The following is a 12,535-nucleotide window of genomic DNA, read 5'->3' as shown; positions in this document are numbered from 1 at the left end:
GGTCCGATATCCACTGTCGAGAGGTTGCTCGTCGTGCCCACGTCCGCTTCGCCCACGGGCCGGTCCCGTGCCAGGCACCGCCGACGCCGGTACCCGATGGGGCTGGCACTGGGCCTGTGCCTGGTCTCGGGTGCCTCGGCCGTGCTCATGATCAGCGTGCCCGCGCCGCCGTCCGACCTCGACTCCCCCTCGGAGACCTCCGCCACCGCCCCTGTGGGCGACGGCGTTCCCGACGACTCCGGCGACCCCAGGGCCTCGGCGGAGGAGTCCGGGCAGGTGGACAGCGCCTCCGGGCAGGGCCAGGAGACCTCCCCCTCCCCGGAGGACGCGGAAGAGGAGGAGCCCGTCCTCCTCCGCTCCGCGGAGGAGGAGGTCGACAGCGCCGACGGCGAGATGACCGTGATGGAGGGCGAGAGCGACGTCATGGGGGACGGCCCCCTGACGACCTTCGCCGTGGAGGTCGAGGACGGGCTCCCCGGCAAGGCCGAGGACTTCGTGGCCGCCGTCGAGGAGATCCTGGGCGACCCCCGCAGCTGGGGGGACGACGGGGAGCGCTCGCTCCAGCGGGTGGACGGCGACGACGCCGACATCCGGGTCCTGCTGGCCGCTCCGGACACCGTCGACCGCATGTGCGCCCCGCTCAACACCAACGGGTACGTCTCCTGCGCCAACGGCAACCGGGCGATCATCAACCAGAACCGCTGGGTGGGGAGCGTCCCCCACTTCGACGACGACCTGGAGACCTACCGGATCTACCTGATCAACCACGAGGTGGGGCACACCCTGGGCCACGGCCACGTCGACTGCCCCGGCGAGGGCGAGCCCGCCCCCGTGATGCAGCAGCAGACCCTCGGCCTCCAGGGGTGCGAGGCCAACGGCTGGGTCCACCCGGACAACGGGCCCGCCGACGGGTCCGACGAGGACCCCGACGACTGACCCGCCGCCGCGCGCCCGCCGCGGGCCGTCCCGTCAGACCTGCGGATAGCCCTGCCGGAGGAGTCCGTAGGTGACGGCCTGTTCGAGCGCCGCCCAGGACGCGTCGACGACGTTGGGGCCGACGCCCACCGTGGTCCACTCCCCCGCCCCGTCGCTGAAGGACACGAGGATGCGGGTGACGGCGTTGGTACCCGAGGTGCCCTCCAGGATGCGGACCTTGTAGTCCGTCAGCTCCAGTCCGGCCAGGGCGGTGTAGGCGCCCTCCATGGAGCTGCGCAGCGCCCGGTCGAGGGCGTTGACCGGACCGTTGCCCTCGGCGGTGGCGATCACGCGCTCGCCCTTGACGAGCAGCTTCACCGTGGCCTCGGTGAGGCTCTCGTAGCCGTTGGACAGGGAGTCGGCGCCCGTGGCCGGCCTGCGCTCGGTGATGACCCGCCACGACTCGGTGTCGAAGTAGCGGACCGGGGAACCGAGCTCCTCGCGCAGCAGCAGCTCCAGGGAGGCGTCGGCCGCCTCGAAGCTGTACCCGGAGAGCTCCAGGGCCTTGACCCGCTCCACGACCCGGCCGGCCAGCGCCCGGTCGCCGGAGAGGTCCAGCCCCAGCTCCTGGGCCTTGAGCTCGATGGAGGCCCGTCCGGCCATGTCGGAGACGAGCATCCGCATGGTGTTGCCGACCAGGGCGGGGTCGGTGTGCTGGTACAGGTCGGGGTCGACCTTGATCGCCGAGGCGTGCAGCCCCGCCTTGTGGGCGAACGCCGACACCCCCACGTAGGGCTGGTGGGTGTCGGGGGTGAGGTTGACGATCTCCGCGACGGCGGTCGCGACGCGCGTCATCTCCGGCAGGCAGCCGTCGGGGAGCACGTCGAGGCCGCGCTTGAGGGTGAGGGCGCCGACCACCGAGAACAGGTTGGCGTTGCCGACCCGTTCCCCGTAGCCGTTGGCGGTGCACTGCACGTGGGTGGCCCCGGCGTCCACGGCGGCGAGGGTGTTGGCGACGGCGCAGCCGGTGTCGTCCTGGGCGTGGATGCCCAGGCGGGCGCCGGTGGCCTCGCGGACCTCGGTGACGACGCGGGTGATGTCGCCGGGGAGCATGCCGCCGTTGGTGTCGCAGAGGACGACGACGTCGGCCCCCGCCCCGGCGGCGGTGCGGACCACGTCGAGGGCGTGGTCGGGGTTGTGGTGGTAGCCGTCGAAGAAGTGCTCGCAGTCCACGAACACGCGCTGGCCGTGTTCGCGCAGGTGGGACACCGTGTCGGCGATCATGGCGAGGTTCTCGTCGAGGGTGGTGCGCAGGGCGCGCTCGACGTGCCGGTCGTCACTCTTGGCGACAAGGGTGACGACCGGCGCGCCGCTGTCGCGCAGGGCGGCCACCTGGGGGTCGTCGGCGGCCCGCACACCGGCCCGGCGGGTCGCGCCGAACGCGGTGAGCTGCGCGTGCCTCAGCGTGAGCTCTCGTGAAGCCCGCTGGAAGAACTCGGTGTCCTTGGGGTTCGCCCCCGGCCACCCTCCCTCGATGAACGCCACCCCGAAGTCGTCCAGCAACTGCGCGATGGCCAGCTTGTCGGAGACCCGCAGGTTGATCCCCTCGCGCTGGGCTCCGTCGCGCAGCGTGGTGTCGAAGACGTGGAAACTGTCGTCCCTCATGGGCGGAACTCCCGAAGGTGGATGCTGTGGTGTGGCCGACCGGCCCCCGCCAACAAAAAAGACCCCCCGTGGACACGAGAGGTCGGCGCGCTGGCGAGGTACGTCGGTCAGCCAGCGCGCCTCACGATAATGAGAACCTGAGACGGCATGAGGTCAGTGTGCCACAAGGCGGCCGGGTCCTCCGTGTTCAGCGGCCGATTGTCCCATTGTTCGAGACGGGAGTTTCTCGGAACGGACGTTTCACCCCCTCGGACCGCGGCGCCGGGACACGCCTGGGCGTACGCGCTCCCGGGGAGGCGGCGGGCCGCCCCCGTCGGGACGGCCCGCGCGCGGTCAGGCCCTAGGCGTCACGGCCCGAGAACTTGGTGATCCAGCCGTGCTTGTCGGCGCGCAGCCCCGTCTGGAGGCCCACCAGCTCCTCGCGGAGGCGCATGGTGACCGGTCCGGGCGTGCCGTCGCCGACCGTGAACGCGCCCTCGTCGCTCTTGACGAACCCGACGGGCGTGATCACGGCCGCGGTGCCGCAGGCGAACACCTCGGTGAGTTCCCCCGACTCGGCCGCCTCGCGCCACTCGTCGGTGGAGATGGGGGCCTCCTCCGCCGGGATGCCGAGGTCGGGGGCCAGGGTCAGCAGGGACTCACGGGTGATGCCGGGCAGGAGGGTGCCGGTCAGCGGGGGCGTGCGCAGGCGCGCGTTCTCACCCGAGCCGAACACGAACCACAGGTTCATGCCGCCCATCTCCTCGACCCAGCGGTGTTCGCGGGAGTCGAGCCAGACGACCTGGTCGCACCCCTTCTCGACCGCCTGGGACTGCGCGAGGAAGCTCGCCGCGTAGTTGCCCGCGAACTTGGCCGCGCCGGTCCCGCCCGGGGCCGCGCGCGTGTAGTCCTTGGACAGCCAGACGGTCACCGGCTTGACGCCGCCGGAGAAGTACGAGCCGACCGGGGACGCGATCAGCAGGTAGAGGTAGCTGCGGGACGGGTGGTTCACACCCAGGCCGACGTCCGTCGAGATCATGAACGGGCGCAGGTAGAGGCTGAAGTACTCCTTGTCCGGCACCCAGGCGCCGTCGTGCTGGAGGAGCAGGGCGATGGACTCGAGGAACAGCTCCTCGGGAAGCGCCGGCATGGCCATGCGCGCCGCGCTCCTGTTGAGCCGGGCGGCGTTGGCCTCGGGACGGAACGACGCGAGCGAGCCGTCCGGGTGGCGGTAGGCCTTGAGTCCCTCGAAGATCTCCTGGGCGTAGTGCAGGGCCGATGTGGCCGGGTCCAGGCTCAGCGGGCCGTACGGCTCCAGCTTGGCGTCGTGCCACCCCCGGCCCTCGGTGTAGCGGATGGTCACCATGTGGTCGGTGAACACCTGCCCGAAACCGGGATCCTCCAGCAGTGCCTCCCGCTCCTGCGGGGTCTTCCGCCGGTCGGAGAGCTGGATGTCGAACGTCAACCCCGCTGTGGTGGTGTCGTTGTTCATGTCGTCGGTGGTCCTCTCGGGTGCAACAGGTCGGCAGCGCCGCCGACCTGGAATCCAGTCTGGCGGAAGAGCGCACCCGGTGCCAGGGCGGACCCTGGGGCCCGGACACGGCGACAGGCGCGCTCGGGTTGTTCCGGGCGCGCCTGCCGGTGTCGGTCCCAGGGACCGTGCCACCCGTCGAGCGGGTGGCCCCTTGCCGTCGGCCGCGCCTCGGAGAAGGGCAGGGCCGACGGAACGTGCGTCAGCCCTGCTCGGCTACTCGCGCGGCGAGGTCGTCGCCGACCTGGGCCGTGGATCGCGACCCGCCGCCCTGGGCGCGGGTCTTGAGGTCCGCGGCTACCGCGTTCTCGATGCGGCGGGCCGCCTCGGGGACCCCCAGGTGGTCGAGCATCGTCGCGGCGGACAGCACCGTGGCGGTGGGGTCGGCCTTGCCCTGGCCCGCGATGTCGGGCGCGGAGCCGTGGACGGGCTCGAACATGCTGGGGAACGTGTTGTCCGGGTTGATGTTGCCGCTGGCGGCCAGGCCGATGCCACCGGTGATGGCGGCGCCGATGTCGGTGATGATGTCGCCGAACAGGTTGTCGGTGACGACCACGTCGAAGCGCGCGGGCTGGTTGACGAAGAACATCGACGCGGCGTCGACGTGGCAGTAGTCCACGGCGACCTGCGGGTACTCGGAGCCGACCTCCCGCACCACGCGCTGCCACAGCTCGCCGGCGAAGGTCAGGACGTTGTCCTTGTGGACCAGCGTGAGCTTCCTGCGCGGTCGGGACGCGGCCTTCTCGAAGGCGTAGCGGACCACGCGCTCCACGCCGAAGCGGGTGTTGACGCTGTCCTGCGTGGCGACCTCGTGGGGGGTGCCCTTGCGCAGCACGCCGCCGGCTCCGGCGTAGGGGCCCTCGGTGCCCTCGCGGACCACGAGCATGTCGATGTCCTCGGGGCCCACGCCCGCGAGCGGGCTGGCCACCCCCGGGTACAGGCGGACCGGGCGCAGGTTGACGTAGTGGTCGAAGTCGAAGCGCAGGCGCAGCAGCAGCCCGCGCTCCAGCACCCCGCTGGGCACGGACGGGTCGCCGACCGCGCCGAGGTAGAGGGCCTCGTGTCCGGCCAGCTCGGTCCGGACCGATTCGGGCAGCGTCTCGCCCGTGCGGTGCCAGAGCTTCGCGCCCAGCTCGTACTCGGTGGTCTCCACGGCGAGGTCCTGCTGGGCGGCCGCGACCTCCAGCACCTTGAGCCCTTCGGCCACGACCTCGGGGCCGATCCCGTCTCCGGGGATGACGGCCAGTTTCACGGTGCGAGCTGCCATACGGACTGCCTCTGCTTCGGGTACGACCCCACCGGGCATTTCTCAGATGGTGAGATCAGATTGAACACTGGATGAGACAACCTTACCGGCCCGGGAGACCCGGGGCGTCCCGCCCGCGCGATTTTGCGCCGCAGGCCCGGACCGCCCCCCGGACCCCTCCCCGGGGCGGGGCCCGCGCGGCGCCGCCGGGGCGGCGGCCCCCGGAACACGACCGCCCGCCGGGCGCCGGGGCGCCCCGCGCGACGGGTCGGCGGGCTCAGGCCCGGCGGTTCAGGGCGTCCTGGAGGGCGCGGTTGAGCTCGTCCTCGGAGTCGGGCGCGGTCGGGTACTCGATCATGTCGTACATGCGATCCTCCGGATGCGTTGCGTGACCGGCCATGGGAACGGCCCGGCCACGGGCCTTCGCGGTTGCGCCCTGCGGCGCCGCGCGCTCTGCGGCCGCGGCCCGGCGGGATGGCGCCGAACGGCGGTGGAGCGCGGAACGTGGGCGGCGGTGCCCACCGGAATCAGGAGCTCGCCCCCGGCGGGATCGTCTGCCGGAATCGCCGACGCGGGCCCCGGTCGGAGCGGGCGCGGCACTGGGTGGCGGCGTGCGGCGGTGGAGCCGACGCCACCAACTCCTAGGACTTCAGAATATCGGATGTCCAACTATATGACCAGCAATTCCCACGATGTGAGACACGCTGGTGTCGCCGCAGTTCAACCGGGCGGCCCGACTCCGTCACGGCCCCTGCACGCGCGCTCCCCGGGCGGTCCGGCCGAGCAGCAGCCGCACGCCGAAGCCGCGGACGAGCACCCGGATACGGCGCTCCCAGCGGTCGGCGGCGGCGCGGTGCCGGTCGGCCGCCCTCAGCGCCCGCCTCATCCGCCTGTGCCAGTCGGCCGGCGGCCCCTCCCCGCCGGGGCGGTCCGCCTCCAGGACCTCGGCCGGGTCGACCTCGTGCTCGCCCCACAGTTCGGCCACCGCGGCGTCGAGGTCCGGCCCGGAGGCCCCCAGGCGCCGGGCGCGGGCGAAGGCGGCCGTCCGCTCCAGGCGGAGCGCGCCCGCACCGCGTACGCGGACGAGGCCCGCACCGCACTCGTCCGCCGCGGCGGCCAGGGCGTCCACGGCCCCGGGGCGCACGGGCGCCCCGGGCGGAACCAGGAGCCGGAACGGGACGTCCGGGTCCGCCCGCGGCGCCTCCTCGGCGAACACCACCCGCGACTCGCACCGGAAGGCCTCCCGCACCAGCCTCGGCTCCGCGTCCGGATCGTCCAGGACGGCGTGCCTGCCGGACGGCACGTCCCGCCACGGCCCCACCAGCGTGATCCGCACATCCGCCGCGTCACCCCCCAGCAGGCGCTCCACCGTGTCCGACACCGCCTCGAACCGGGCCCCCGCCACCTCCACCACCACCTCCGCGAAGGGCACCTGCCACTCCCGGCGGCGCGAGGCCCGGCGGGAGCGCAGGAGCGGGACCCTGTCCTCCAGGCGGAGCCGGTGGAATCGGGCGTCACCGTCCTCCCTTCCGTCCCCCCGCGGCCCGCCGGGGCCCCTGACCCCCGCGGCGGGCTCCGGGACGAACACCGCGCCCCGCTGCGCCAGCCGGTACGCCAGGTGGTCCTCCCCTCCCACGAGCGCGGCAGGGCCGCTCCCCCCGCACTCGGCCAGCAGCCCGCCCCGCACCGACCAGGCCGACCCGGCGAGGGCGCGCCACCCCCGGTGTCCCGCGTTCCCCGGTCCCTCCGAGGGATCGCGGCCCCCGGAGGCCGCGGCCTCCGGTCCCGGTCCCCCGTCCGGCTCCGGGGAGGCCGCCCCGCTCAGCACCACGAGGTGGTCGGCGAGGTGGTGCCAGCGCATGTGCGCCTCCACGTGGGTGCGGCCGACCTCCGTTCCGGCCTCCAGCCACAGCACCGCCGCGTCCGGGGAGGACTCCGCCACCGCCCGTACCGCGTCCTGCGGCCCCGACCGGCCGGGGCCGGCGGCGACGGTCCGCGTGTTCTCCGGGCGGACCTGCGGCAGCCGGACCGGTGTGCCGCCGTCGGCCACCACCACGACCTCCGTGAGCCGCGCCGGATAGGTCTGCGCGGCCAGCGACGCCAGCGTCGGGCCGAGCCTCCCCCGCGCGCCGCACGCCCGGACGACCACGACGGCGTCCAGCTCCGGCTCCCATCCGCCCGGGTCCGGCGGCTCCGGTGCCGGGTGGTCGTTGCGGCGGACGCGGGCGGGGCCCGCCCCGTTCCGTCCCGCCGGCGCGCCGACGCGGCCCCGTGTCCCGACCGTCTCCGCCATACCGCCGATCCCCCTCATCCGATGACCCGGCGCACGAACCTGCCGCCGCGGGTGCCCGTCAGCCAGCGGTACCTGCGCTCCAGGCGTCCGGCCCTCGCCTCCTGCTCCGCGGCCTCCCGCTCGGCGAGCGCCAGCGCGCTCCGCCAGTCCTCCGGGGGGTCGGGCGGCCGGTCCTCCTCCGTGAGCAGCTGGGACTCGCCGTCGATCCAGTGCACGGCGCTGACCTCTCCGACCAGGGCCTCGACCTCCTCCGGCCGGTCCGCCAGCCGACGGGCCCGGGCGAACGCCGCGGTGCGCTCCAGGCGGGGTCCGCCGCGGTCGCTCCCCGGGACCACGGCGCGGAGCAGCCCGGCGCGGGCCCTGTCCGCCTCCTCCACCATGCGGCGGACGGCGTGCCGGGCGAGCGGCAGGCCCGGGGGGAGGAGGAGCCGGAACGGGACGTCCGGGTCCTCCCGCGGCGCCTCCTCGGCGAACACCACCCGCGACTCGCACCGGAAGGCCTCCCGCAGCGCCGCCGTGTCGGGGCCCGGACCGTCCGGGACGGCGCGCCCCCCGGAGCGCGCACGCCGCCACGGCCCCACCAGCGTGATCCGCACATCCGCCGCGTCACCCCCCAGCAGGCGCTCCACCGTGTCCGACACCGCCCCGAACCGGGCCCCCGCCACCTCCACCACCACGTCCACGCAGGGCACCTGCCACTGCCGGACGCCCGCGCCCCGGCGCACGCCGAGCCGGGGGACGCGGTTGCCGACGAAGGGGACCCTGTACCGGACGCCCTCCGCCTTGCGGAGCTCCATCTCCGGGAGGCCCAGGTGCCAGCTGCTGCTGTCGAGTTCCGGGACGAACACCGCGCCGCGCTGCGCCAGCCGGTACGCCAGGTGCGTGTCCTCTCCCAGGAGCAGTTCGGGGTCGGTCCCCCCGCACTCGGCCAGCAGCTCCCGGCGCACCGAGCCGGTGCCCCCGATGAAGTAGGAGAACGCCTCGTATCCGGCGGTGCGCAGGTCCTCCTTGCGGTCGTAGGCCCTGCGCAGCCACGCCAGTTCCTCGCCCGGCCCCTCGACCAGGGCCTCCGGCTCCCCGCGGCCGACGGCGTCGGCCACCTCCGCCGGGCTCGGCAGTCCCGTCCCGTGGCCGACGCACCGCAGGTGGCCGGTGACCACGAGGTGGTCGGCGAGGTGGTGCCAGCGCATCTGCGCCTCGACGTGGTCCCGGAAGGCGATCATGTCGGCGTCGAGGAACAGGACCACGTCCGCGTCCGTGGCGGCCGCGCCGGTGTTCACCGCGTGCCCCCTGCCCCAGCCCCCGGGCCGGGCCGGCACGATCCGCGTGTTCGCGGGCCGGACCTCCGGCAGCCTGAGCGGCGGGTCGCTGCCGTCGTCCACGACCACGACCTCCGTGAGCCGTGCCGGATAGGTCTGCGCGGCCAGCGACGCCAGCGTCAGATCGAGCTTCTCCTGCCCGCCGAACGCCCGAACGACCACGCCGACCCCCAGCTCGGGCTCCCACGCGCCCAGCCCGGGCGGCTCCAGCACCGAGTAGTCGTTGTGGCGGATCAGCGGCCGCGGTCCGCGCTCCCCCCGCCCGCGGCGGTCGAGGGCGCCCTCCCGGACGAGCGTCATCCCCTGCTCCCCTCCCTCACGGTCGGCTCTCCACGGAGCTCCCGCGGCGCCGCCCCCGCGGGGGCGTCCGCGGCCTCGGACTCCAGGAGCGCGCTGGGCCGCCATCCGCGGCGCCGCTCCGCGCCGTTGCGGAGGAAGTGGCCCGCGCCGACGTCCCAGGTGTGTCCCGAAGCCCTGCGGCGCAGGACGTAGTTGAGGCCGTGGCCGCGGTAGACGCGGCCGCCGAGGAGTTCGATCCCGGCGAAGAGGCCCGTGTCCTCGGCCGTGCCCACCGGCGGGAAACCGCCGACCTCCTCCACCGCCGTGCGGTCCATGAGGAGGGTTCCCCCTGCGGCCCGCCGCCACAGGCACTCCGTCGGGGCGCTCCGCCGCACCGTCAGGTCGAGGGTCTCGAGGTAGACGAACTCCGCGGCGCTGCCCACGACGTCGGCGCCGGAGTAGCGACGCGCCAGCACCAGGTCGGCGAGGTGGTCCGGCCCGTACCAGTCGTCGTCGTCCATCTTGGCGACCGCCGAGCCGCTCGCCCGGGCGATCCCCTCGTTCAGCACCGATCCGAGGACCGCGTCCGGGTCGGGCCGGAAGACCTGCAGGGCGCGGCCGGTCCTCCGGAAGGCGGCCGTCGCCTCCCGGACCCCCGGGGCGTCCTCGCCGAACCCGTGCAGCCCGAGGACCAGTTCCACCTCCACACCGCGCTGGCGGGCCACCTGGCGCAGCGCGAACCCGAGCATCTCCGGCCGCCGGGTGCACAGCACCACCGACACCGCCGGGTCGGGCGGTCCCCCGACGCCGGCCGCCGCCCCCAGGTCCCTCCACCGCGCGCGCACGCCGTGGGTTCCCAGGGCCGCCCGGCGCAACCGGACGCTGTGCTCCTCCCGCACCAGTCCGTCCGCGAGCTCGTCCGCTCCGACCGAGGCGACCAGCGCGCACAGGTCGGCTCCGAGGCACCGGGCCCACGGCGGCACCGGGCCGCCGACGAGCGGGACCCCCGCCGCGGCCAGCCCCGCCACCGCCCGCACCGCCGCCAGCGGACCGCTGTGCCGCCCCCACTCCACGTCCACGGCGCGCAGGTCCCGCAACCGGGCGACGTCCACGTCGGTCACGGTGCCGTCCTCGGGCACCCGCCACCGCACCGATCCTCCCGAGACCAGGACCCAGCGCCCGCCCCGGGAGACCAGGCGTCCCACCTTCGGGCCCGCCCGGCCGACGAACCCGGTCGGGTTCACCGTCCGCTCGTCGACGGGCGGCACGTCCTCCACCCGGAAACGGCCGTGGACCGTGCCGCCCGGCCGCCCCGCGGCCGCCCACGAGGACTCCTCCACGCTCAGCCGGCGGACACCGCCTCCCCTCGCGCCCTCGGGGACGACGGGGCCGCCGGGCTCCGCGGGCCCCACCCGCAGCACCACGTCCGCCTTGCGGGGATCGGCCACCCGGGCGCCGCCGGGGCACCACAGACCCGCGTCCGCGCCCAGCACCGACACCGCCGGGACCGGTGCGGCCCCCGGCCGGCCGCCGACGACCCCCCGTGCCAGGGCACCCGCCACCCTGTGCACGTACACGGGGTCCTCGAAGCACGCCTCGCACGACCAGCCTCCGCCGGCCAGGCGCCGCACACGCAGCTCCAGAAGCTCCGACCACTCCCCCGGCGCCGGCGCCACCGGGACCGGAGGCCCCTGGTGGGAGGGGACCTCCAGGAGGACCACCACCACGAACGGCGCGGGCGGCAGGACCCCGAGGGGGACCAGCGCCCTCCTCAGGTCGGTCGCCGTCGCGGCGACGACGGCGACCACGCCCGCGTGCGGATCCGCCGGTCCGCCTCCGGCCCCGGGCTCCCCGACGACGACCCGGTCCAGGTCGACCGCCCTGTCCCCGGCGCCGAGGGCGAGCTCCCCGACCGCTTCCGCGGCCGCGGCGCCGGTGTGGCAGACCAGGGTGGGGAGGGAGCCGCGGAGCCGCAGGGCGTCCGCGAGCTCTCCCCCGGTCACGAGGCGGCCCGGGCCCGCACCGCGTCCGCGGAGGCCCCTGCCCCGAGGACGGCGTCGGAGCGCTCGGCCGACGCCCTCCCGCGTCCCGGGCCCCGGGCCCCGTGGTCCTCCCCGGGGATGACCAGCGCGCCCGGGGCGCAGCGGTCGAAGAGGTCCGGGACCGCGTCGACCTCCGTCGCCCCCGTCACGCGGGTGAGGTGCAGGAGGTCGATGCCGTGCAGTCCGTCCAGGTCCGAGGCGCCGCGCACCTCGACGACCCCGGAGAGCCCGTGCGCCGCGACCATGGCCCGGACCAGGCCCGCGCACCGGGGGTCGCTCTCCAGCGCCACCAACCTCCCAGCCCGGAACCGGCGGAGCGCCAGGCCCAGCCAGAGCGTGGACGCGCCGCTGCCGACCTCCACCACCAGGTGCGGACGCCGGTCCCGCACCGCCCTGACGACCCGCTCCACCGTCTCGGGGGAGACCCCGTCCTCCCCGGGCGCCGGCATGGGCGCGTCAGGACCCAGGAGCGCCTCCAGCTCGCGGACGGCCCTCCCCTCCGCCGGGGTTCCCGGCTCCCGCACGGAGGGGACCGCACGCTCCCCGCCCCCTCCCGCGGACGCGTCGCACAGCGCGTGCACCGATTCCTCCATCCGGGCGAGGCGGCCGGTCAGGTCGTCGGCGCGGGCGAAGAGCTCGCTCCGGTTCTCCCCCGCGATCTCGGCGATCTCGCGCGCGTGCCGGTCGAACCGCAGCCGGAGCGACCGCAGCTGCGCGGTGTTGCGCCGCACGAGGACCGCGAGGAGCCCGACCGCGCCGAAGGCCCCGGACAGGGCGGTGAGGTGGAGCGCGGACCGGATGTCGACCACCCCGTACACGAGCATCACCAGGAGCGTTCCCGCCCAGGCCGCCACGGCCGCCCCCAGCGCCACCGCGAACCGTCGACGTGGAAAATGCAATTCAATCCCCCCGGCATCGAGTCGAAACTATGGAGGCGGAATCCAGGACAGCGACCCCGCCGACACCCGAACCCGTTCGAGAAGGACTCCACAAGCGCGGATCCGGACGGACACGAGCACCATGACCAGCGATATCCTTGCACAGGAAAAGAAATAACCTTCACATAACACGAGGCCGGATCCCCCTTCGCCCCTTCTCCGTGCACCCATCAGGCACACCTGGGACATTTCCCAAGGAAATTCAGAAAAGGTGACATCCGTGGCCAGGAACGGCTTTTCGCCCCCGTTGTCGCGGGGCGCCGCACCGGCCTTCCGCGCGTAGGGCGCCGCGCACGGAAAAGGGCCGCTCCCACCGATCGGTGGGAGC

Annotated in this window: 8 protein-coding genes; 1 reads left to right on the top strand and 7 read right to left on the bottom strand. The window is 74.8% G+C overall.

Features of this window, described 5'->3' with window-relative positions:
* The first annotated feature begins 96 nt into the window (after nt 1-96).
* Nucleotides 97-936 carry a DUF3152 domain-containing protein gene (locus tag ACWGL3_RS13445; protein WP_452461321.1) on the top strand — a complete coding sequence of 280 codons (840 nt, stop codon included), beginning with the start codon at nt 97-99 and terminating at the stop codon, nt 934-936.
* 33 nt (nt 937-969) lie between these two features.
* On the opposite strand, the gene cimA is transcribed toward ACWGL3_RS13445, so the two are convergent.
* The 7 genes from cimA to ACWGL3_RS13410 form a co-directional block, all read right to left on the bottom strand.
* Nucleotides 970-2,580, bottom strand: coding sequence for a citramalate synthase (cimA, locus tag ACWGL3_RS13440; protein WP_267946488.1), 1,611 nt, complete (start codon nt 2,578-2,580; stop codon nt 970-972).
* A 340-nt stretch (nt 2,581-2,920) separates the two neighbouring features.
* Nucleotides 2,921-4,051 (bottom strand): branched-chain amino acid aminotransferase, encoded by a 1,131-nt coding sequence (locus tag ACWGL3_RS13435; RefSeq protein WP_452461319.1) that lies wholly within the window; start codon nt 4,049-4,051, stop codon nt 2,921-2,923.
* A gap of 241 nt (nt 4,052-4,292) precedes the next feature.
* A complete protein-coding gene (locus ACWGL3_RS13430) occupies nt 4,293-5,357 on the bottom strand; it encodes a 3-isopropylmalate dehydrogenase (protein WP_267946490.1) in 1,065 nt (354 codons plus the stop codon).
* A 721-nt stretch (nt 5,358-6,078) separates the two neighbouring features.
* Entirely contained in the window at nt 6,079-7,629 is a 1,551-nt protein-coding gene (locus ACWGL3_RS13425; RefSeq protein WP_452461318.1) for a glycosyltransferase family 2 protein, read from the bottom strand.
* 14 nt (nt 7,630-7,643) lie between these two features.
* The gene (locus ACWGL3_RS13420) at nt 7,644-9,248 is read right to left on the bottom strand and encodes a glycosyltransferase (RefSeq protein WP_267946492.1); all 1,605 of its coding nucleotides are present in this window, start codon (nt 9,246-9,248) and stop codon (nt 7,644-7,646) included.
* Nucleotides 9,245-11,230 (bottom strand): glycosyltransferase family A protein, encoded by a 1,986-nt coding sequence (locus ACWGL3_RS13415; protein ID WP_267946493.1) that lies wholly within the window; start codon nt 11,228-11,230, stop codon nt 9,245-9,247. Before ACWGL3_RS13415 ends, ACWGL3_RS13420 begins: the two co-directional genes overlap by 4 nt.
* Entirely contained in the window at nt 11,227-12,168 is a 942-nt protein-coding gene (locus tag ACWGL3_RS13410; RefSeq protein WP_267946494.1) for a class I SAM-dependent methyltransferase, read from the bottom strand. The genes ACWGL3_RS13415 and ACWGL3_RS13410 overlap by 4 nt, the downstream gene beginning before the upstream one ends.
* Nucleotides 12,169-12,535: the final 367 nt, after the last annotated feature.

Source organism: Nocardiopsis sp. NPDC055824 (genome assembly GCF_053616335.1).
Note: the sequence above shows the minus strand (reverse complement) of the source record. Positions and strands in the feature narration are given on the sequence as shown.